Below are 23,024 nucleotides of genomic sequence, written 5' to 3'. Positions count from 1 at the left end.
CCGGGACCTTCACCAAAGTATAACCAAAACGGATGCCAAAGATAAAAAACATGAATTGAGGTTATCCGGTCGCAGGCGGTAAAATAGCTGTATCAAACGTGAAAACCAGAAACCCCCAGAGAGTGAGAGAGAACCATGGCGGGCAAAACCTTATACGACAAATTGTGGGACGATCATCTCGTCAAGCAGCGCGATGACGGCTCCGCGCTGATTTACATTGATCGCCAGTTGCTGCACGAAGTGACATCGCCCCAGGCATTTGAAGGCCTGCGTCTGGCTGGGCGTAAGCCCTGGCGCATCGATGCGAATATTGCGACGCCGGACCATAACGTTCCCACCACGGACCGTGACCGGGGTGTTGAAGGCATTGTTGACCCGGTTTCCCGGATCCAGGTGGAAACACTGGACAAGAACTGCGATGAGTTCGGGATTCTTGAGTTCAAGATCAAGGATCAACGCCAGGGCATCGTGCACGTGATCGGGCCTGAGCAGGGCGCGACGCTGCCGGGCATGAGCATTGTTTGTGGGGATTCCCACACCTCTACTCACGGTGCCTTTGGCTGCCTCGCTCACGGTATTGGCACCAGCGAAGTGGAACATGTGCTCGCGACCCAGTGCCTGGTTCAGAAGAAAATGAAAAACATGCTGGTGAAGGTGAACGGCAAGCTCGGTCCAGGCGTTACCGGTAAGGATGTTGTGCTGGCCATCATTGGCAAGATCGGGACTGCCGGTGGCACCGGGCACGCCATTGAGTTTGGCGGCGAAGCCATCCAGGGCTTGAGCATGGAAGGGCGTATGACCATCTGCAATATGTCCATCGAGGCTGGTGCGCGGGTTGGTATGGTGGCAGTTGATGACACCACCATCGAATATGTTCGCAATCGTCCGTTCGGCCCCAAGGGTGAGCAGTGGGACGCTGCGGTTGACTACTGGCGGACCCTGCACAGCGATAGCGATGCCGTCTTCGATAAGGTTGTAGAGCTGGAAGGCTCGGAAATCCAGCCTCAGGTTAGTTGGGGTACGTCACCGGAGATGGTTGCAGGAATCGATGGCAAGGTGCCCGACCCCGAGCAGGAAGCTGATCCCATCAAACGTGAGGGCATTGTTCGCGCTCTGAAGTACATGGGTTTGCAGCCGAACATGGCGATTACCGATATCAAGCTGGACCGGGTGTTTATTGGCTCATGTACCAACAGCCGTATCGAGGATCTGCGTGAGGCGGCTGCCGTGGTGAAAGGGCGAAAGGTATCGCCGATCCTGAAACAGGCGATGGTAGTGCCGGGTTCCGGGCTGGTCAAAATCCAGGCAGAGCAGGAAGGCCTGGACAAGATCTTTATCGAAGCCGGTCTGGAATGGCGTGATCCGGGCTGCTCCATGTGTCTGGCGATGAACGCCGACAAGCTGGGCCAGGGTGAGCATTGTGCTTCCACCTCAAACCGGAACTTCGAGGGTCGGCAGGGCTTTGGTGGGCGCACTCACCTGGTAAGCCCGGCCATGGCGGCCGCTGCCGCGGTAACAGGCCATTTCGTTGATGTCCGTGAGCTGATGAACTGATCCACAGGAGAGAACCATGCGCGCATTTACGCAACACCAGGGCGTTGTCGCCCCCATGGACCGTTCCAACGTGGATACGGACATGATTATTCCCAAACAGTTTCTGAAGTCCATCAAACGGACCGGCTTTGGACCAAACCTGTTTGATGAACTGCGTTATACGGACGAAGGCAAACCCGATCAGGATTGCTCCAGTCGGCCGATAAATCCGGATTTTGTCCTGAATCAGGATCGGTACAAGAACGCCAGTGTACTCTTGGCGCGTCGTAATTTTGGCTGCGGGTCAAGCCGGGAGCACGCGCCCTGGGCGCTGGAGGATTTCGGGTTCCGGGTGATTATCGCCCCGAGTTTCGCCGATATTTTCTATAACAACTGCTTTAAGAATGGCTTGTTACCCATTGTTCTTCCAGAGGATATTGTCGACCGATTGTTCCAGGAAGTGGACCAGGCGGAAGGCTATCAGTTAGCAGTGGATCTGGAAGCCAAAACCGTGACCACACCGTCTGGTGACACTTTCACCTTCGAGGTGGACGATTTCCGTCGTCATTGTTTGCTGAACGGCCTGGACGATATCGGGGTCACTCTGGAAGACGCGGAGTTGATCACCGCCTACGAAGAAAGCCGCCGAAAGACCGCACCCTGGTTGTTTGGCGCTGGTAGCTGATTTTGGTGTCGGATTACGCTGGCGCTAATCCGACGCAAAGGAATGGAATTAAGGAAACAACATGTCCAGAACAATCCTGATGCTTCCCGGCGACGGTATCGGCCCGGAAATCGTCGCTGAAGCGGAAAAAGTGCTTCGCAAGATCAACGATAAGTTCAATCTCGACCTGAGTTTCGAGTCCGGCCTCGTGGGCGGCGCGGCGATTGATGAAGCTGACACGCCGCTCCCGGATGAAACTCTTGAGAAGGCGACCAAGGCCGATGCAATTCTGCTGGGGGCCGTTGGCGGTCCTCAGTGGGACAGCCTGCCCATGGCAAAGCGCCCGGAGAAAGGGTTGCTTGGGCTGCGCTCCAACCTTGAATTGTTCGCCAACCTGCGCCCGGCAATTCTGTACCCGCAACTGGCCTCCGCCTCTTCCCTGAAGCCGGAAGTTGTTTCCGGGCTGGATATCATGATTGTCCGTGAACTGACTGGCGGCATCTATTTTGGTCAGCCGCGCGGTGTGCGAGAACTGGAGAGCGGGGAGCGACAGGGTTACAACACCTACGCTTATACCGAATCGGAAATTCGTCGAATTGGTCGGGTCGCTTTTGAGGCCGCCCAGCAGCGGGGCAAGAAGTTGTGCTCAGTGGACAAGGCCAATGTGCTGGAAGTGACTGTTCTGTGGCGGGAAATTATGAACGATCTGCGCCGGGAATATCCCGATGTGGAGTTGTCCCATATGTACGTGGACAATGCCGCCATGCAGCTGGTCCGTGCACCCAAGCAGTTTGACGTGATTGTGACTGGCAACATGTTTGGTGATATTCTTTCGGACGAAGCGGCTATGCTCACCGGCTCCATTGGCATGTTGCCATCGGCTTCGCTGAACTCGGAAAAGCGGGGCATGTATGAGCCCTGCCACGGGTCTGCGCCGGATATTGCCGGGCAGGGCATTGCCAATCCGCTGGCCACCATTCTCAGTGCCGCCATGATGCTGCGGTACAGTCTGAATGAGGAAAAAGCCGCCGAAGCCATTGAAGCGGCGGTCAGCAAGGTCCTGGATCAGGGGCTGCGAACAGCAGATATCATGTCTGAGGGCGCAAAGAAAGTTTCCACCCGGGAAATGGGTGAGGCGGTTCTGGCTGCGCTTTAATCGTCAGGCCCTGACCAGCGAATTTGAGACCCGACGGCAACGCGACGCAGTTGCCGCGGGATCATCCATCCTGTCCCTGCCAGCGATAAAGGTAGAGGGCGGGCATAAAACGAGGTCTAAAGATCGCACATGAAGCGAGTTGGACTTGTAGGTTGGCGTGGCATGGTGGGCTCGGTCCTCATGCAGCGCATGCGTGAAGAAAACGATTTCGCCGATATCGAACCTGTGTTTTTCACCACATCCCAGGCTGGCAAGCCTGCGCCGGACGTGGGAAAAGACGACGTTCCGCCTCTGCAGGACGCGTTTGACGTCGAGATTCTGAAAACCATGGATGTAATCGTGACCTGTCAGGGTGGCGATTACACAGGTGCGGTTTATCAGAAGCTCCGGGACGCGGGCTGGGAAGGCTACTGGATCGATGCAGCGTCCACGCTGCGGATGGTAGACCACTCCGTGATTGTTCTGGATCCGGTCAACCGCAACGTGATTGATGCTGCGCTTGAGAAAGGCGTCAAGGATTACATCGGTGGCAACTGCACCGTGAGCCTGATGATGCTTGCGCTTGGTGGTCTGCTGGAACAGGATCTGATCGAGTGGGTGTCACCCATGACCTATCAGGCGGCTTCCGGTTCTGGGGCTCAGAACATGCGCGAGCTGTTGAACCAGATGGGCGATCTGAACAAGAGCGTCAAGACCGAGCTGGACGATCCCTCCTCCGCGATTCTGGAAATCGATCGAAAGGTAACCGAAACCATGCGTTCGGATGGTTTCCCGACCGAGCACTTCCAGGTGCCCCTGGCCGGCAGTCTTATCCCGTTCATCGACAAGCAGCTCGATAACGGCATGAGCAAGGAAGAGTGGAAGGCGGGTGTTGAGACCAACAAGATTCTTGGTCGCTCCGATAACCCGATTCCGATCGACGGTATCTGTGTGCGGATCGGCGCCATGCGCTCACACAGTCAGGCTCTCACCATCAAGCTCAAGAAGGATCTGCCGGTATCGGAAATCGAGGCGATCCTGGCCAAGGCCAATGACTGGGTGAAGGTAATCCCCAATGACCGCGATGCAAGCATTGAGGAACTGACCCCTGCGAAGGTGACTGGCACATTGAGCGTGCCGATTGGCCGTATCCGGAAGCTGACCATGGGGCCGGAATATATTTCCGCGTTTACTGTGGGCGATCAGCTGCTGTGGGGTGCCGCCGAGCCACTGCGCCGTATGCTCCGGATCCTTCAGGAGCGTTAAAAATTGTTACACAGAGGCAATAAATGCCAACTGTGTCCGGTTTCGGTAAACCGGTAAGGGGGCGGAGGCTGATTTCAGTCTCCGCCCCTGTTATTTTCAAGAGCGCTAGGCAGTTCCGCGCGATAGATAAAAAAATGGTCCAAGGATTGCGGCTGATTGATTGATAAAAGAGGTTTTATCAACAATACTTGCCGGACTGAAAATTAAAAAGAACACATAATAACTAGAATTATCCAGACGGAAGTCATCCAACCTCGTCCGATTCTGTTTGAAAGAGAGCAGTAACGAATAACGGAGACTGGAAAGGAAAAAGCATGAAGGTACGCAAGCTTGCGGTTGCCCTGGCTCTGGCGGGAGGGCTCGGATCCGGCGTCGCACAGGCCCTGGGGCTGGGTGAAATTGAACTTCAGTCCTATCTGAATGAGCCACTGGACGCAGAGATTGTTCTGCCCCAAAGCCGTGGCGTCAATCCAGCGGACGTGTTCGTCAACATTGCCTCGGAACAGTCATATGAGCGGGTGGGGCTGGATCGTAACCAGTTTCTCAGCAAGCTCAGGTTCCAGGTGGTTACCGGCAATGACGGCCGTCTCATTGTCAATGTTTCCTCGCGTGAACCACTCAGGGAGCCGTACCTCAACTTCCTGCTCGAGTTGACCTGGCCAAGTGGCCGGTTGATGCGGGAATACGCCGTGCTTGTTGATCCGCCCGTTTACGCGGAAGAGTCTGGTGTTCAGGAACAGGTCAGTGCTCCGACGGTTTCCACCACCCAATCAACCAGTCAGCCTCCAACTTCCCGCAGTGCAGAGTCTTCGCGTCGGCAGGCCCAGGCTGAGCGGTCCCTCAATACCGGATATCAGGCTGAAACCTTCGGTCCCACCGGGGCTTCAGATACTTTGTGGACCATTGCGTCACGGGTACGTCCCGACAGCAGTGTCTCGATGCAACAGGTCATGCTGGCAATCCAGGACCTGAATCCGAACGCGTTTATTGGTAACAACATCAACCGCCTGAAGCGTGGTGAAGTTCTGCGGGTCCCGTCTCTCGATCAGATCCAGAGCCGCACTCGTGCAGAGGCTACCCGTTTGGTTGCCCAGCAGAATCAGGAATTCCAGTCTCCTCAGCGTACTGTCGACGCGACAGCTGCCAGGGAGCCTGAGCCGGCGACCCAGGAATCTGCGGCTACTGGCGGTGATGAGCTGAAGCTGGTGGTATCTGACGAGACCGGCAGTGAGTCCAGCGAAACTGGCTCTGCGGGTGGTGATAGTGAACTGCCGGGCGGTGTTGATGCCGGCACAGCGGTCGCCATGGAAGAGCTTGAAAGCTCGCGTCGCGAAAATGATGAGCTGAACAGTCGCGTAGAAGATTTGCAGGATCAGGTGCAGACCCTGCAGCGATTGCTTGAGCTGAAGAACACACAGCTTGCCGAAATGCAGCAGGCAACAGGTGACGAATCGGCAGAGCAGGCTGCGCCTGTGGATGGCGAAGTTGCCAATATGGCATCGGAAGAAACTGCGACCGCAGACGAAGCTGCTGAAGGTGAAGCAGCTGAAGGTGAAGCTGTCGTAGCCGTCGATGGTGACATGGTGGAGGCGGGCGCAGAGGATCCTGAAGCTTCAGCCGAATCCACCGACATGGCCGAGTCTGAGACCATGGTCGATGAGACTGACGAAATGGCCGATTCTGGTCAGGCGGCTGATGAGCAGGCTTCCACCGATGCCGGTGGAGCACCTGAGGAATCCGGCGTGCCAACAGCGGAGGAACCGGCCGGTTCGGACGCTGCCGAGGCTGGTGAGAAGGCGGCAGCCCCAGCGCCAGCGGCATCGGAGCCAAGCCAGGCTGAGGAATCGGCTCCCAAGCCGGCACCTGCAGCCGATAAGGGTTTCCCGGGTAACGTCATCGACGCCATCACCGGTAACCCTATGTATCAGATTGCCCTCGGTGGTGGTTTGGTTGTCCTTCTGTTGTTGCTTCTCTTGCTTGCCCGCCGCAATGCAAATCGGGAAAAGGCGTTCTATGAGCAGCTCAACAGTGAGACCGATGAAGGAACAGACTCGTTTGATCTGAGCCTGGACGAGGAAGATCAGGAATCGGCTGCGGGCGATGCTCTGGAAGAGGCCGACACCTACATCGCCTACGGTCGTCACGATCAGGCCGCGCAAACTCTGGAAACCGCAATCTCTCGGGAGCCAAGCCGCAGCGATCTGCGACTGAAATTGCTCGGTGTTTACGCGGATAATCAGGATCGCGACTCGTTTGAGAAACAATTTGGTGAAATCGAGGCTCTTGAGGATGAAGACGCGCTGACAACCGCGAACGAGCTGCGCGCAAGGTTGGAAGAGGCAGAGTCTATGCCCAGCATTGATGATCTCGAATCACAGTTGCGTTCAGACTCCTTTGCATCCTCTTATGATTCCGAAGACGCCGGCGACGAGCCAACTGACAAGCAGGATAAACCGGAATCCGAAGAGCTTCTGGCCGATCAGTTCGATTCCGAGCAGGAAGAGCCCGCCGAGAATGAGTTTGGGGACTTTGATTCGGACCTGTCAGAGACGGATCTTTCCGATTTCGAGCTTGATGAATTGGAAGATCGAGAGCCTTCGACGTCTTCGGTAGATGACGAGCCAGAGGGCGGAAAAGAGGAAAGCTCGGACGACATGATCGAATACGACCTGTCAGGCCTTGAGCTGGAATCCGATGAAGAGAAACCTGCGACTGAAGACGTCTCGGAGCTGGAAGAGTCCGGTGATTGGGACCTGTCTTCGGAGTTCGAGGAGGATTCTGAAAAACCATCCAGCGATGAGAAGGGGCTCGACGAATCCGAAGACGATCTGAACCTTGATCTGGAAGAGGGTGATCTTGCGGAAGATGATCTTGCGGATGAGCAGGCACCGTCTGAGCAGGAATCGCCATCGGAAGAGCGGTCCGGGGCGGATGCCGAAACCGACGCCGACCTGGATTCCCTGGATGAGTCCTTCCTGGATGAACTCGATGCCGAACTGGACAAGGTAGCCGGCGAAGACGACGAGCTGGGTGGTAGCGAGATTGAAGAGTCCTCGCTGGACGATCTGGAACTCGATGTCTCCGACGAGGATCTGGCTTTGATGGAGGAGTTTTCCGACTCTGCCGATTCAGCCAACCCTGAAGAGACCGAAGAATCATCGCTTGACGAAGAGCTCGGTCTTGAAGACACGCTCGGTGAGGGTGATGCGGAAGAAGCTGATCCTGAGCAAACTGTTGAAGACGCTGAGGAGCTCGAGCAGCAGGGCGTGACCGACGGGCTGGAAGAGTCAGAAACGTCGGAAAACGATCTCGATTTACCAGTTGCCTCCGATGAGGTCTCCGACAAGTCGGATAAGTCGCAGATCGCTGATATCGATGAAAATGAACTCGGTGATGAAGATGACTTCGATTTCCTGGCCGGAACCGATGAAGCCGCGACGAAGCTTGATCTTGCTCGGGCTTACATTGAGATGGGGGATTCCGACGGAGCCCGTGACATCCTGGAGGAAGTCGCACTGGAAGGAAACGAAGATCAGAAATCGGAGGCGCAGGACCTCCTTAAAAATCTGTCCTGATCCGTTATAATCGGGTCTGACAGGTAGCGAGCGCCGGCCGCCGGGTGAAATCCCGGCATCAAGCCGGCGCTTTGCTTTTATAGGGCCATTCTTTCCGGATTCGCACTTGTTTCTCGAAACCCAGCAACTCACCACGGATAACGCCATAGGGTCTGGCCGCGTCGCGCTCGCCTTTGAGTATGATGGTCGCGGCTTCCATGGCTGGCAGCTTCAGAAATCCGGCGTCCGCTCGGTTGAAGCAGAACTGACCCGTGCGGTGGCAAGGGTTGCGGATCATCCGGTTGACTTGGTGTGTGCCGGGCGAACCGATGCCGGAGTTCATGCCAGTTATCAGATCGCTCATTTTGACACCCCGTCTGTCCGGAATCTTCGCTCCTGGGTGATGGGTATCAACACTGCCTTGCCCGAAGACATTTCTGTGCATTGGGCAGGGAATGGCATTGGCGATTTTCACGCTCGATTTTCCGCGACCTACCGACGTTATCGTTACATCATCTACAACCACCCCGTGCGCCCCGGCATTCAAAGAGGCCAGGTAAGCTGGACGTTTCGCCCTCTGGATGCAGAGCGCATGCATCAGGCGGCTCAGGTGCTGGCCGGGGAGCACGATTTTTCTTCGTTTCGGGCTGCCGGCTGCCAATCCCGAACGCCCATTCGGTTTCTCGAGCGGATTTCGGTAACCCGGAAGCGGGATTTTGTCGTAATAGACGTGCAGGCCAATGCGTTTTTGCATCACATGGTCCGGAATATCGCCGGTGCCCTTATGGCGGTCGGTTCGGGAAAGCAGCGACCGGAATGGATTCATGAGATACTGGTCGCCAGAGATCGAACGGTTGCAGGTGTAACCGCGCCTCCCCACGGCTTGTATCTGGTCGATGTGGGCTATCCGGACGAATTCGGGATTCCCGCAGCCGAATGTGGCCCGGGCTTTCTACGGCCGTGGTTCAGCCGGGCGGAAAACAGTCCGCTCACACCAACACACATCCATGTCAAACAGCGGGTTCCGAGCCAATGAGCGCAAGGGTTAAGATTTGCGGTCTTACCCGTCCCGAGGATATCGACGGGGCAATTCAATGCGGGGCCGACGCCCTCGGTCTTGTGTTCTATGAGCCCAGTCCTCGATCTGTGTCCGTTGCTCGGGCGGTGGAATTGGCTAACCGCGTTCCGGCGTTCGTAACGGTCGTCGGGTTGTTTGTTAACCCGAGTCACGAGGATGTTCAGGCGGTTCTGGAGAGGGTGCCTCTGGATTTGCTGCAGTTCCACGGCGACGAGTCGGCCGATTTCTGTGCCGGTTTTGGGCGACGTTGGATCAAGGCCATTCGGGTCCGGGAGGCAGGGCAGATTGAAGCCGCGTTTGAGGAGTTCCGGGATGCATCCGGTCTGTTGGTCGATGCCTGGGATCCGGAACGGTATGGAGGTACCGGAAAGTCCTTCAACTGGGATCTTATCCCCGACCATCGGCCGCTCCCGATTATATTGGCCGGCGGGTTGTCATCTGATAACGTGTTTGCCGCTGTGAAGCAGGTGAAACCCTGGGCTGTGGATGTCAGTGGCGGTGTGGAGCAGGGCAAAGGCATTAAGGACATCCAGAAAATTTCTCATTTCATTAAAGAGGTTCACCGTGTCTGTAAAACTGACTGAAGAAATGCTGAGCGCACTGCCGGACGCGCGGGGTCACTTCGGGGCCTTTGGTGGGCGGTTTGTTTCCGAGACTCTGATGGATTCCCTGATGACTCTCGAGAAAGAGTACGCCCGTCTGAAGAAAGATCCGGAATTCCAGGCGCGGTTTGATAAGGAACTGGCGGATTACGTTGGTCGGCCAACGCCGTTGTATTTTGCCGAGCGTCTGAGCCGTGAAACTGGCGGCGCACAGATCTGGCTCAAGCGTGAGGATCTCTGCCACACCGGCGCTCACAAGGTGAACAATACGATCGGTCAGGCCTTGCTTGCCAGCTTCCTCGGCAAGAAGCGGATTATTGCCGAAACCGGTGCCGGCCAGCACGGTGTTGCCACTGCCACTGTATGTGCGCGTTTAGGGCTTGAGTGCCATGTGTTTATGGGTGCTGAGGATGTTCAGCGCCAGTCTCTGAACGTATTCCGCATGAAGCTCCTGGGTGCAACGGTGCATGCGGTCCAGGGGGGCACCAAGACCCTTAAAGATGCCATGAACGACGCTATGCGTGACTGGGTGGCGAATGTAGACGACACCTTTTATATCATTGGTACCGTTGCCGGCCCGCATCCATACCCGCTGCTGGTGCGGGATTTCCAGTCCGTGATCGGGCGAGAAACCCGCCGCCAGGCTCTGGAAAAAACCGGCAAATTGCCTGATGCGTTGGTGGCCTGTGTGGGTGGCGGTTCCAATGCCATCGGCATGTTCTATCCGTTCCTGGCTGATGAGTCAGTAGAGCTCTACGGTGTTGAAGCGGGTGGTCTGGGTATCGATACCGGCAAACACGCGGCGCCACTGTGTGCCGGACGTCCGGGGGTCCTCCATGGCAACCGCACCTATCTGATGGAAGACGAGAATGGCCAGATCGCGGCCACCCATTCGGTGAGTGCCGGCCTGGATTATCCGGGTGTGGGACCCGAGCACAGTTGGTTGAAAGATATTGGCCGGGCGCACTACGTGTCCGTGACTGACGATGAAGCCATGGAAGGATTTCGGAAGCTGACCCGGGTGGAGGGCATTATGCCCGCCCTGGAAACCGCTCATGCAGTTGCTTATGCCATCAAACTGGCGGCAACCATGGATAAAGACCAGACCGTCGTTATCAACGTTTCCGGGCGTGGCGACAAGGACATCAACACAGTTGCCAAGCTTGAAGGCATCGAGATCTGAAGAATCAACAGGAGCAGGCATGAGCCGAATTGAAGGGGCCCTCAAGGCCCTGAAAGGACAAGGTCGCAAGGCGCTTATACCCTATATTACCGCCGGTGACCCCCATCCAGATGTCACGGTAGACCTGATGCACACGCTTGTGGAAGCGGGTGCCGATATCATTGAGCTGGGTGTGCCGTTCTCTGATCCGATGGCAGACGGTCCGGTTATCCAGCTGGCTTGTGAGAGGGCTCTGGTCCACGGCACCTCTCTGCGCCAGGTGATTGGCATGGTTAAGGAGTTCCGGAAATCAGACGACAATACCCCCGTGGTTTTGATGGGGTACCTGAACCCTATGGAGGCCATGGGTTACGAGCGTTTTGCCGACGCCGCCAAGGATGCTGGTGTGGACGGCATCCTGACCGTGGACCTGCCGCCAGAAGAGGCCGACGAGGTTGCTCCGCTGTTTACCGAGCGTGATCTCGACGCCATCTTTCTGTTGTCGCCAACCACCACCGATGACCGGATCAGGGCAATCAGTCAGCACTCTTCCGGTTATGTGTACTATGTTTCTATCAAGGGTGTGACAGGATCCGCCTCCATCAACGTGGACGAGGTTGCCGCCAAGGTGGGCCATATTCACGAGCTGACGGCGCTTCCCGTCGGAGTTGGTTTTGGCATTCGAGATGCGGAAACTGCTGCAGCGGTGGGTCGGGTATCCGATGGTGTAATTGTTGGCAGCGTCCTGGTCGATACAATAGCCAGAAATCAGGCAGATACCGACCAGCTTAAACGGGCGTTGACGGATCTGCTCCACCCGATGCGTGAAGCACTGGACAGTCTCGCCTCCTGATGAAGGGGAGGAGGGCAAACAGGCGTCAAAGGACAGGATGAGACCATGAGTAACTGGCTGGACAAGATCATGCCGAGCAAGATTCGCTCGGAATCCAAGCAGAGAACCGGTGTGCCCGAGGGGTTATGGAAGAAATGCCCCAAATGCGGAGCCTTTCTCTACAAGCCGGAACTTGAAAAAAACCTGGATGTTTGCCCCAAATGCAATCATCACCTGAGGGTCACGGCCCGCCGGCGTCTGGATGTTTTCCTCGATCCAGAGGATCGGGAAGAAATCTCGGCCGAGCTGGAACCCTGGGATCGTCTGAAGTTCAAGGACAGCAAACGCTACAAGGATCGCCTTTCCCAGGCCCAGAAAGGTACGGGTGAGAAAGACGCTTTGGTGGCGATGAAAGGTACAACACTTGGCGTTCCTCTTGTTGCCTGTGCCTTTGAATTCGGCTTCCTGGGCGGCTCCATGGGTCAGGTTGTCGGCGAAAAATTTGTCCAGGCTGCCAATGTCGCTCTCAAGGAGCGAATTCCCCTGGTCTGTTTTTCCGCCAGTGGTGGCGCCCGGATGCAGGAAGCGATCCTGTCACTGATGCAGATGTCGAAGACGGCTGCAGTACTTGAGCGAATGAAGCTTGAGGGGATTCCCTATATCTCGGTAATGACCGACCCCGTGTTCGGTGGCGTTTCGGCCAGTCTGGCCATGCTGGGTGATCTCAACATTGCCGAACCGAACGCATTGATTGGTTTTGCCGGTCCCCGGGTCATCGAACAGACGGTCCGCGAAAAGCTGCCAGAAGGGTTCCAACGTAGTGAGTTCCTGCTGGAGCATGGCGCCATCGACATGATTCTCCATCGCCACCAGATGCGTGAGCGTATTGCGCATGTGCTCGCCAAGTTCACCGGCCACGAACGTCCAGGAACCGAAGAGCCCATCGAGTTTGAAGTTTCGGAAAAGCCTGAAATCGATGCCCCCGCAGAGTAATCGTTCTGACCAGTCTCCGGCTTCGCCGGGGGCTGGCGCCACTGTCGATCAGTGGCTTGCCTACCTGGAAGCGATACACCCCAAAGAGATTGACCTCGGCCTGGATCGGGTACTCGTGGTTTTGCGCCGGCTTTTCCGGCGAAAACCGGGCGCCCGCATCATCACGGTGGCAGGTACTAATGGCAAGGGTAGTGCTGTCGGCGCTGCAGAAGCGCTTTTGTGCGCCGCTGGTCGCCGAACTGGAGCCTATACCTCACCGCATCTCCAGCGTTATAACGAGCGTGTGCGGCTGAATGGCGAGGATATTTCCGACGACGCGCTCGTGAGGGCGTTCGAAGCAGTTGAGGCCGCCCGTGGCGATGTCTCGCTCACCTATTTCGAATTCGGAACCCTGGCAGCTTTTGTGGCCTTCGCCGACGCTGATCTGGACGACTGGATCCTGGAAGTCGGTCTTGGTGGGCGTCTGGATGCGGTGAATGTCCTGGATGCGGATTTGGCCATATTGACATCGGTGGACATCGACCATGTTGCCTTCCTCGGCGATAACCGGGAAGTCATCGGTTTTGAGAAGGCCGGGATCCTCAGACCGGGTATCCCGGCGGTCTATGCGGACGATGATCCACCACGCTCAGTGCTTCAGCAGGCGGCCGCCCAGAAAGTCCAGATGGCCATGGTTGGGCGGGACTATGCGTTGATGGCAGAGCCGCAGTCGGCCTCTGGTGCTTCCACCGTACGGCTGAGCTATCACGATCAGACAATTCGTTTGCCTGCCGGGCCGTTGCCGGTCAAAAGCATTGCGGCGGCCGTTGTAGCTGTACGCCAACTTGAACCAGACTTATCGGTTTCCGCTATTGAACAGGTGCTTGCAGGCCTGAGCGTTCCTGGCCGTTTTGAGCGCCTTGGGACCTCCCCGGACATTTTTGTGGATGTTGGTCATAATCCCCATGCGGCCGGGTGGTTAGCCGGGCAGCTGAGCAGCCTCACGTCCTCTGACAGTCGGATACATGCGGTATACGGTGCTTTGGCAGACAAGGATGTAGAAGGAGTTGGCAGAGCAATGTTCGATGTGGTTGATGCCTGGTATCTGGCCAGTCTCAAGGTGCCGAGGGGGCTGTCTGGTCATGATTTGCAGACAAGACTGGCCGATGTCGGCGTCGCTAACGCGCCCGCTTTCGAGTCTGTAAAGGAGGCGCTCAATTCGGCGTTGTCGGCGGCAGAGCCCAGCGACATTGTGGTTGTTTTCGGTTCCTTCTTCACTGTCGCCGAGGGTCGGGCAATTCTGCTTGCGGAAAAATCAGCCGGAAGCTAGTCAGGCTGCCTTAAACTTTGTCCATGGCGGCGGGTAGCACTTTGAGTTCCGGCTTCCGGGCAGTTAGTATCTGCGCATAGGTGCCCCTCGGGGCGCAGTCACAACAGTTGGGAGCCTAGCAACGTGGATGGACTGAAACAGAGAATAATCGGGGCGCTGGTCCTTGTCTCCCTGGCGGTTATCTTTGTTCCCATGCTCTTCGATGAGCCTCATTCCGAGCGCACCTCCACAACCATCAAGATCCCGGAGGAGCCACCGTTCCCCGAAGTGGAAGCGCCCGAATCCGAATTGGCGCCCGCGCCGTCTTACGGGCTCGAGTCCAGCGATAGCAATGCTACAGCGCCAGCGATGAGCGAAGATGGTGCTGATTCCCCGGGCTATCGCATTCTTGAGGAGTCCCCGGGCGAGGCTGCAACGCCCGAGGTGGCAGAGCCGTTGTCCGATGCCGAGCAGTCGTCGGCGGGCTCTTCTGAAGAACGAGCCAGTGCTCCAGCGGAAACTGAAGATCAAGCCTCAGAGAGTTCGCCCACGGAAGCCGCGGAATATGAACGTTCCCTGGAAGGCGCCTGGGTAGTCCAGCTGGGGAGCTTCGGCAATTCCGATAACGCTCGCCGCCTCAGGGATCAGGTACGAGAGAAAGGCTATGGCTCCCATCTGCAGGAGGTTGTCCGTGGCGACACCACATTGACCCGTGTCTTCAGCGGGCCTTTTGTGTCCAAATCGGAAGCCGAAACCGCCAAGAGAGCCCTGGATGACGCCTTTGGCCTGAACAGTCTGGTCACCTCCGGCGAAAAATAGCGGTCGGGATCCGGTTTATGTGGGTCTGGCGGTTTGGCGAGCCGGGGTTTCCTGATAGAATTCGCGCTTCCTTTTCTCCACCGGGTTTTCAATGGAAGCGCTGATCTGGATTGACTGGGTCATTATCGCCCTCATTACAGTTTCCACCCTCATCAGTCTGAAGCGGGGCTTTGTAAGAGAGGCCTTGTCTCTGGTGACCTGGGTGGGGGCGTTCATCCTGGCCAGAACCTTCCATCCCCAGATGCAGTCTCTGCTGGAAAGTACGGTTGAAACACCTCTTGTCCGGCTTATTGCTGCGTTTGCCATACTCTTCTTCGGAACGCTCATCGTTGGTGCCATCATCAATAATATGATCGGACATCTGATTCGGGCCACGGGCCTGTCGGCCACCGATAGAGTGCTTGGTATGGGGTTCGGGCTTCTGCGCGGTGTGGTGGTTGTGATTGTGGCCATTGCGTTTACCCGCTACACGCCGCTGGCCCAGGATACCTGGTGGCGCACTTCAATTATTATTGATCGCCTGGCCGTGGTGGAAGACTGGTCCAGACGGACCCTGGGCGATGAATTTGCGCGTTTTCTGGGACCTGCGCCCGATAATGCGCAGGAACCGGATTCCGTTACAGAGCAGGAAGGCGTGGAACCCGCGTCCGTGTCCCGCTAACATTCAGTTTTAACACTCGGAGATACTCTTATCCATGTGTGGCATTGTCGGCATCGTCAGTACTTCCAACGTCAATCAGTCGCTCTATGATGCGCTGACTGTACTTCAGCACCGGGGCCAGGACGCGGCGGGCATTGTTACATTTCAGGATGAGCGGTTTTTTCTGCGCAAAGACAACGGACTGGTAAGGGATGTATTCCACACCCGGCACATGCGTCGGTTGGTGGGTAACGTCGGCATAGGCCACGTTCGCTATCCGACAGCGGGCAGTTCCAGCTCCGCCGAAGCCCAGCCGTTTTATGTGAATAGCCCGTACGGCATCACCCTGGCCCACAACGGCAACCTGACCAATGCCGATGATCTGAGCAAGGACCTTTTCCGGACCGATCTGCGCCATATCAATACCAACTCCGACTCGGAAGTTCTGTTGAACGTGTTTGCCCACGAGCTGCAGAAACTCGGTAAGCTGGATCCGACCAAGAACGAGATTTTCTCGGCGGTCAGCGCGGTCCACAAACGCTGTCGCGGTGCCTATGCCGTTATTGCCATGATTACCGGTTACGGCATTGTCGGCTTCCGGGATCCGAATGGTATCCGGCCGGCCTGCTACGGCGAGCGCACGGACGAAAATGGCCGCAAGGAATACATGATTGCCTCCGAAAGCGTCGCCCTGAACGCGGCGGGCTACACCTTGGTGCGCGACATTGCGCCAGGGGAGGCGGTCTATATCGAAACTGACGGTACCCTGTATACCCGTCAGTGTGCCGAACAGCCGCATCTCTATCCGTGCATTTTCGAACACGTGTATTTTGCCCGGCCTGACTCCATTATTGACAAGGTGTCTGTTTACAAGGCTCGCTTGCGCATGGGGGAAACCCTGGCAGAGAAAGTACTCCGTGAGACACCGGATCACGATATCGACGTGGTCATGCCGATTCCCGATACCAGTCGGACCTCAGCCATGCAGATGGCGCACCGTCTCGGCGTGAAGTTCCGTGAAGGGTTCATCAAAAACCGTTACATCGGTCGGACATTTATCATGCCCGGCCAGAAGATGCGCAAGAAATCGGTCCGTCAGAAGCTAAACCCGATCGATCTGGAGTTCCGGGGTAAAAATGTGATGCTGGTGGACGATTCCATCGTTCGAGGTACCACCTGCAAGGAAATTGTCCAGATGGCCCGGGATGCCGGCGCCCGCAAGGTCTATTTCGCGTCCGCGGCGCCCCCCGTGCGCTACCCGAACGTTTATGGGATCGACATGCCTTCCGCCAGTGAGCTGATTGCCCATGGCCGCACCGTAGAGGAAATCCGGGAACTGATCGGTGCCGACTGGCTGCTCTATCAGGACCTGGAGGACCTGATAACCTGCGTCAGTGACGTGAACGATGACGTTGAGGGTTGGGAGTGCTCGGTCTTTACCGGCAACTACGTGACCGGTGATATCGATGAAGCGTATCTGAGCCGCATCGACGGTTTGCGCAACGACGAAAAGCGATCCGAGGGTGCCAGCGGCGCCGACGGGGACAACGGTATTATTGACTTGCATAACGACGAAGACTGAACGCCGCTTTCAGGCAGGAGATGTAGATGACTTTTCGCCGCGAAGAAACTGTCTGGATCCCGGAATCCGATCTGGATGGGATGTCCGTGGATACCCTGGCCGTGAGGGCAGGGCAGATCCGCACCGGGCAGCTCGAGCACAGCGACGCCATATTTCCCACGTCCAGCTTTGTTTATGGCAGCGCGGCGCAGGCGGCGGCGCGATTTGGCGGCGAAGAGCCCGGCAACATCTACTCCCGGTTTACCAATCCGACAGTTCAGGCGTTTGAAGGCCGGATTGCAGCTATGGAAGGTGGAGAGCGGGCTGTTGCTACCGCGTCCGGCATGTCTGCGATTCTGAGTACCTGCATGGCGCTGCTGCAGAGCGGCGATCATGTGATCTGCTCACGTGGTGTGTTTGGCACCACCAACGTGTTGTTCCAGAAATACATGGCCCGATTCGGAGTGGAAACCACGTTTGTCAGCCTGACCGATATGGAAGAATGGCAGGCGTCGGTGCGCCCTGAAACCCGGATGCTGTTCATTGAAACTCCCTCCAATCCCCTCTGTGAAGTGGCGGATATGGCGGCTCTGGGACAGCTGGCCCGTGATAATGACGCGCTGTTCGTGGTTGATAATTGTTTCTGTACCCCTGTACTTCAACGCCCGTTGGAGCAGGGCGCGGATATCGTGATTCACTCGGCCACCAAATACCTGGACGGTCAGGGTCGCTGCGTGGGCGGCGTTGTGGTCGGGTCCGAAAAGATGATGGAAGAGGTCTTTGGTTTCCTGCGCTCTGCCGGTCCTACCATGAGCCCCTTTAACGCCTGGGTGTTCCAGAAGGGATTGGAAACCTTACCAATTCGTATGCGCGCCCATTGTGACAATGCGTTAGAGTTGGCCCTGTGGCTGGAGCAGCAACCGGCGGTCGACCGTGTCTTCTATGCAGGGCTCCAGAGTCACCCCCAACATGAGCTGGCGAAAAAACAGCAAACCGGATTTGGTGGTGTGCTGTCGTTCCAGCTCAAGGGCGCGCGTGAGGAGGCCTGGTGCTTTATTGATGGCACCCGGATGATCTCTATCACCGCAAACCTGGGTGACGTTAAAACCACGATCACACACCCGGCCACGACGACTCACGGGCGCTTGTCCCCGGAGGATAAGGCGCGGGCCGGGATTACGGAAAACCTGATCAGGATTTCCGTGGGAATCGAAGCTGTTGAAGACCTGAAAACCGATCTGGAAAGGGGCTTTCAGGCGCTTCGGAACGCAAGCACCGATAACGTCTGAGCATTCATGGCCGAATCTGCAAAAGCGAAGAGAGCACCACAGGAACTGACCGAGAAGCAGCTGCGCTTTCGCCGCCTGGCAACTCAGGGCGCCCGTGAAGGCGCCGTTATCGCGTTAATAGCCCTGTGTATATACCTTTCCATGGCACTGGTCACCTTCAGCCCTTCGGACCCGGGCTGGGCCAGCATTGGCCATGACACCAGCGTGCAGAACTATGCTGGCCGCACCGGTGCCTGGCTGGCCAGTCTGTTAATGGATTTCTTTGGCCACGTTGCCTATTTGTTCCCCGTAATGATCGCCGGCTACGCGCTGATGCTCATCCGTCGGCGTAACGATTCCCTGGATTTGCACTGGCCCCTGTTCATGATGCGGTTTGGCGGCTTCCTACTGATCCTTCTATCTGCAACCAGCCTGTTGTCGCTCTATTCCGTATTTGGTCTCGGGGCCTCCTCAGGTGGTGTACTGGGAACAGCCGTGGCCGACGCCATGGTGCGGTTTTTCAACCTGCCAGCAACGACGCTTTTGCTGATCGCCATCTTCCTCTTCGCACTGACCGTTACCACCGGACTTTCCTGGTTCTGGCTGATGGATCAGGTGGGTGGTTTGACCCTCAGAACCGGTCTCGCCATCAAGAGCCTGTTCAAAGGTAAGCCGAAGCCGGACAAACCGAAGCCGGAAAAGCCCGAGCCCAAAGCTGAGCCCCCGGTGGTCAAGGATCGCGTGGCGGCCGAGGACAACTCACGGAAAAAAACCGATCCTAACAAACCGCGTTGGTGGCAGAGGATCCCCGGTTTCGGTCCGAAGAAGCCGAAGGCCCAGAAGGCCGCTCCAAAGCGAGACTCCGCTCGAAAAGAGCCCGCACTGGATGGTCTCTCTGCCGAGGTTGACCCGGAACCAGCGAGGCTCGAAAGCTTCAGTTCACGGGATGAGGCGCCTGTCGGTAACGGGAAACCCACCAAGCCCGAACCATCTCCTCAGCCAGCCGGACGGTCGCTGAAGATTTCACCCTTCAAGAAAAATGAAGAGCCGTCCCAGGCGAAAGACAAGGGCAACAAGCAGTCTTCGTTGCTGGAAGATATTGAGAGCCCGATTCCGCCGATTTCTCTGCTGGATCCGCCTGAGGAACATAAAGAAAGAGGCTATTCCGAAGAATCCCTGGAACATATGTCACGGCTGCTTGAAGAAAAGCTTGGAGATTTCGGCGTATCCGTGGAAGTTGTCGAGGTTAACCCCGGCCCGGTCATTACCCGGTTCGAGATCAAGCCGGCCCCGGGGGTGAAGGTAAGCAAGATTTCCAATCTCGCAAAGGATCTGGCCCGCTCACTGGCGGTACTGAGTGTTCGCGTTGTCGAGGTGATCCCAGGCAAGTCCGTGGTCGGTATCGAGATTCCGAACGAAGAACGGGAAATGGTCCGGCTCAGCGAAGTGCTCGGCGCGCGGGTTTTCCAGGAGTCCAGCTCACCGCTGACACTGGCACTCGGCAACGATATTGGTGGCAACCCGATGGTTGCAAATCTCTCCAAGATGCCGCACCTGCTGGTCGCGGGCACCACTGGTTCCGGTAAATCCGTCGGCGTTAATGCCATGCTGCTCAGCATGCTGCTGAAAGCGGGTCCGGAAGAGGTCCGCTTCATCATGGTAGATCCCAAGATGCTGGAACTGAGCATCTATGATGGTATCCCGCACCTGTTGGCGCCTGTAGTCACCGATATGAAAGAAGCGGCCAATGCCCTTCGTTGGTGTGTGGCTGAAATGGAACGCCGGTACAAACTCATGGCCAGCCTCGGGGTGAGAAACCTCGCCGGCTACAACCGCAAGATCAAAGACGCTGCGGCTGCTGGTGAGCCACTGCTGGACCCGTTCTGGAAGCCGGATGAGTATCTTGCCAACGACGAGCAGGAACGGCCGGAGCTCGACACCTTGCCCTTCATCGTGGTGGTGATCGACGAATTTGCCGACATGATGATGATCGTCGGCAAAAAGGTCGAGGAGCTGATTGCCCGGATTGCCCAGAAAGCGCGTGCGGCGGGTATTCACTTGATCCTTGCTACCCAGCGGCCCTCGGTGGATGTGATAACCGGCCTGATCAAGGCCAACATTCCCACCCGGATGTCGTTCCAGGTCTCGTCCAAGATCGATTCGCGTACGGTACTGGATCAGGGCGGAGCTGAGCAGCTCCTGGGGCATGGTGACATGCTCTACCTGCCGCCGGGGTCGGGGCTGCCGGTTCGGGTGCATGGTGCGTTTGTGGATGACGATGAGGTCCATCGCGTGGTCAGTGCCTGGAAAGCCCGGGGCGAACCCGTTTATGTGGACGATGTTCTCAACGGCGCCGAAGGCGAGAGTCTGCCCGGGGTGCCCAACCTGTCGGAAGGGGGGGGAGATAGCGAAGGTGATGCGCTCTACGACGAGGCGGTTGCGTTCGTCACTGAGGGCCGTCGCGTTTCGATTTCGTCAGTACAGCGAAAATTCAAGATCGGGTACAACCGGGCGGCAAACCTGGTTGATGCCATGGAAGCGTCCGGCGTGGTAAGCGCCGCAGGCCACAACGGTGCCCGTGAAGTTCTGGCGCCGCCGCCACCCAGAGATTAGGAGTAACGAAAAATGCGACATGCTTTGCTGAAATGCCTGGCGACACTGCTGATGGCAACGCTCTTTGTCAGCGCGGCGACTGCCGGCGAAGAGGGCACGGGTGCGGACGAGCTGGCTTCGTTGCTGCAAAGTTACGAATCCTATCAGGCGGATTTTATCCAGATTGTCGTCAACGAGAATGGCAACAAGGTTCAGGAAACCCGAGGCTCTTTGAAGGCCAAGCGTCCGGGACTGTTTTACTGGGAAACCAGCGCGCCCCTGTCGCAGTTTATCGTAAGTGATGGCGAGACGGTTGAAGTCTACGACCCGGACCTGGAGCAGGTCACTATTCACAACCTTGATGATCGCGTCCAATCCACCCCGGCACTCTTGCTCAGTGGTGAGGTGGATAATCTAGAAGAGACCTACGAGGTTTCCGGGCGTCAGATTGGGGACGACACCCGCGAATTCACGCTCGAGCCACGAAGCCCGGATTCTCTGTTTACGTCCCTCAGGCTAACCTTTTACAAGGGTGAGCTACAGGAGATGCGCATGCAGGATTCCCTCGCGCAACTGAGTGTACTGAGTTTTGACCGGATCAGGCTTAACGAGCCGGTTGAAGCCGGTGCATTCACTCTCGACTATCCGGAGGGTGTGGATATTATCCGGGACGGGGCCTGATGCAGGACAGCCTGTTCGCGGAATCCGCTGGTTTCCGGCCGCTGGCCGCAAGAATGCGGCCGGCAAGCCTGGATGACTATGTTGGCCAGGCCCACCTGGTCGGGCCCGGAAAACCGTTGCGACGAGCGGTTGAGCAGGGTCAGCTTCACTCCATGATCCTCTGGGGCCCTCCCGGAGTTGGCAAAACCACCTTCGCCCAGCTGCTGGCCAACGTCAGCGACCTCAGCTTCGAAACTGTCTCTGCCGTATTGAGCGGTGTGAAAGAGATTCGGGCGGTTGTGGAACGGGCCCGCAATCGGAAGCAGTCTCAGGGCCGGGACACACTGCTGTTTGTGGATGAAGTGCATCGCTTCAACAAAAGCCAGCAAGACGCGTTCCTTCCCCATATCGAAGACGGCACCTTCATTTTCGTGGGGGCTACCACCGAAAACCCTTCCTTTGAGCTGAACAGTGCGTTGTTGTCCCGAACTCGGGTCTACGTCCTCAAGAATCTCGAAGAAGAAGACATTCTTCGTCTGTTACACCGCGCGTTGATAGCTGATGAAGGATTTGGCGGCCGCTTGCTGGTCCATGACGATGTGTTGACCCTGATGGCCGCTGCGTCAGGTGGCGATGCGCGTCGCGCGCTGAATATCCTCGAAGTCGCCGCCGATCTGGCGGAGCCGGATGAGTCCGGGGTAGACCGTGTCACGGCCGATCAGCTTGAGCAGGTCATGCAGACCAGCCTGCGCCGCTTCGACAAGGGCGGTGATGTGTTTTACGACCAGATATCGGCCCTGCACAAATCCGTTCGTGGCTCAGATCCGGACGGCTCGCTGTATTGGCTGTGCCGGATGCTCGATGGCGGCTGTGATCCGCTCTACGTTGCCCGCCGTCTGGTGCGGATAGCTAGTGAGGACATCGGTAATGCGGATCCCCGGGCGCTACAACTCAGCATGGATGCCTGGGACGCGCAGGAACGCCTCGGGTCTCCGGAGGGCGAGCTGGCCCTGGCACAGGCGGTGACTTATCTGGCCCTATCCCCCAAGAGCAATGCTGTTTATAACGCCTTCAATCGTTGCATGGCTGACATTCGTCAGGACCCGGATTACGAAGTCCCGGTGCACCTGCGTAATGCGCCGACCAAGCTGATGAAGAGTATGGGCCACGGGGATACCTATCGGTACGCCCATGATGAACCCGAAGCGTTTGCTGCCGGCGAGTCCTACCTTCCCGAGGCCATTCATCAGCGCCGCTATTATGAGCCCGCCAACCGAGGGCTTGAGATCAAACTGTCCGAAAAACGCCAGCGTCTGGATTCCCTCAACGCTGAAAGCCCCCGCAAACGCTACACCTGAGCCTATAGCTGCGGTAGCC

18 protein-coding genes are annotated in these 23,024 nt (G+C 57.1%); all 18 read left to right on the top strand.

Annotated features, from left to right (window positions below; genetic code table 11):
* Window positions 1-135: 135 nt before the first annotated feature.
* A complete protein-coding gene (gene leuC, locus FMN52_RS02530; RefSeq protein ID WP_148607150.1) occupies window positions 136-1,554 on the top strand; it encodes a 3-isopropylmalate dehydratase large subunit in 1,419 nt (472 codons plus the stop codon).
* Between the two features lie 16 nt (window positions 1,555-1,570).
* Entirely contained in the window at window positions 1,571-2,218 is a 648-nt protein-coding gene (leuD, locus tag FMN52_RS02525; protein ID WP_148607149.1) for a 3-isopropylmalate dehydratase small subunit, read from the top strand.
* A 61-nt stretch (window positions 2,219-2,279) separates the two neighbouring features.
* On the top strand, window positions 2,280-3,353 hold the full coding sequence (leuB, locus tag FMN52_RS02520) for a 3-isopropylmalate dehydrogenase (protein ID WP_148607148.1): 1,074 nt from the start codon (window positions 2,280-2,282) through the stop codon (window positions 3,351-3,353).
* 129 nt (window positions 3,354-3,482) lie between these two features.
* Window positions 3,483-4,598: an aspartate-semialdehyde dehydrogenase gene (gene asd, locus FMN52_RS02515; protein ID WP_148607147.1), complete on the top strand. Its 1,116-nt coding sequence runs from the start codon at window positions 3,483-3,485 to the stop codon at window positions 4,596-4,598.
* Window positions 4,599-4,912: 314 nt separating this feature from the next.
* On the top strand, window positions 4,913-8,173 hold the full coding sequence (locus FMN52_RS02510; protein WP_148607146.1) for a FimV/HubP family polar landmark protein: 3,261 nt from the start codon (window positions 4,913-4,915) through the stop codon (window positions 8,171-8,173).
* Window positions 8,174-8,279: 106 nt separating this feature from the next.
* Window positions 8,280-9,188, top strand: coding sequence for a tRNA pseudouridine(38-40) synthase TruA (gene truA / locus FMN52_RS02505; RefSeq protein ID WP_148607145.1), 909 nt, complete (start codon window positions 8,280-8,282; stop codon window positions 9,186-9,188).
* Window positions 9,185-9,814, top strand: a complete 630-nt coding sequence (locus FMN52_RS02500) for a phosphoribosylanthranilate isomerase (protein ID WP_148607144.1) — start codon at window positions 9,185-9,187, stop codon at window positions 9,812-9,814. Before truA ends, FMN52_RS02500 begins: the two co-directional genes overlap by 4 nt.
* 4 nt (window positions 9,815-9,818) lie before the next feature.
* Window positions 9,819-11,015, top strand: a complete 1,197-nt coding sequence (gene trpB, locus FMN52_RS02495; RefSeq protein ID WP_162851853.1) for a tryptophan synthase subunit beta — start codon at window positions 9,819-9,821, stop codon at window positions 11,013-11,015.
* 19 nt (window positions 11,016-11,034) lie between these two features.
* Window positions 11,035-11,847 (top strand): tryptophan synthase subunit alpha, encoded by an 813-nt coding sequence (gene trpA, locus FMN52_RS02490; protein ID WP_148607142.1) that lies wholly within the window; start codon window positions 11,035-11,037, stop codon window positions 11,845-11,847.
* A 45-nt stretch (window positions 11,848-11,892) separates the two neighbouring features.
* The gene (gene accD, locus FMN52_RS02485) at window positions 11,893-12,819 is read left to right on the top strand and encodes an acetyl-CoA carboxylase, carboxyltransferase subunit beta (protein WP_148607141.1); all 927 of its coding nucleotides are present in this window, start codon (window positions 11,893-11,895) and stop codon (window positions 12,817-12,819) included.
* The gene (gene folC, locus FMN52_RS02480; protein ID WP_148607140.1) at window positions 12,803-14,128 is read left to right on the top strand and encodes a bifunctional tetrahydrofolate synthase/dihydrofolate synthase; all 1,326 of its coding nucleotides are present in this window, start codon (window positions 12,803-12,805) and stop codon (window positions 14,126-14,128) included. The genes accD and folC overlap by 17 nt, the downstream gene beginning before the upstream one ends.
* Window positions 14,129-14,251: 123 nt before the next feature.
* Window positions 14,252-14,926, top strand: a complete 675-nt coding sequence (locus FMN52_RS02475) for an SPOR domain-containing protein (protein ID WP_148607139.1) — start codon at window positions 14,252-14,254, stop codon at window positions 14,924-14,926.
* 91 nt (window positions 14,927-15,017) lie between these two features.
* Complete coding sequence (locus FMN52_RS02470; protein WP_148607138.1) at window positions 15,018-15,587, top strand: CvpA family protein; 570 nt, start codon at window positions 15,018-15,020, stop codon at window positions 15,585-15,587.
* Between the two features lie 34 nt (window positions 15,588-15,621).
* The gene (purF, locus tag FMN52_RS02465) at window positions 15,622-17,148 is read left to right on the top strand and encodes an amidophosphoribosyltransferase (protein ID WP_148607137.1); all 1,527 of its coding nucleotides are present in this window, start codon (window positions 15,622-15,624) and stop codon (window positions 17,146-17,148) included.
* Window positions 17,149-17,174: 26 nt separating this feature from the next.
* Window positions 17,175-18,416: an O-succinylhomoserine sulfhydrylase gene (locus FMN52_RS02460; RefSeq protein ID WP_148607136.1), complete on the top strand. Its 1,242-nt coding sequence runs from the start codon at window positions 17,175-17,177 to the stop codon at window positions 18,414-18,416.
* Between the two features lie 6 nt (window positions 18,417-18,422).
* A complete protein-coding gene (locus FMN52_RS02455; RefSeq protein ID WP_148607135.1) occupies window positions 18,423-21,008 on the top strand; it encodes a DNA translocase FtsK in 2,586 nt (861 codons plus the stop codon).
* 12 nt (window positions 21,009-21,020) lie between these two features.
* Window positions 21,021-21,668 (top strand): outer membrane lipoprotein chaperone LolA, encoded by a 648-nt coding sequence (gene lolA, locus FMN52_RS02450; RefSeq protein WP_148607134.1) that lies wholly within the window; start codon window positions 21,021-21,023, stop codon window positions 21,666-21,668.
* On the top strand, window positions 21,668-23,005 hold the full coding sequence (locus FMN52_RS02445) for a replication-associated recombination protein A (RefSeq protein WP_148607133.1): 1,338 nt from the start codon (window positions 21,668-21,670) through the stop codon (window positions 23,003-23,005). The genes lolA and FMN52_RS02445 overlap by 1 nt, the downstream gene beginning before the upstream one ends.
* Window positions 23,006-23,024 lie beyond the last annotated feature (19 nt).

Source organism: Marinobacter sp. BW6 (assembly GCF_008107725.1).
In the GTDB taxonomy this organism is placed as follows: Bacteria; Pseudomonadota; Gammaproteobacteria; order Pseudomonadales; family Oleiphilaceae; genus Marinobacter.
Note: the sequence above shows the minus strand (reverse complement) of the source record. Positions and strands in the feature narration are given on the sequence as shown.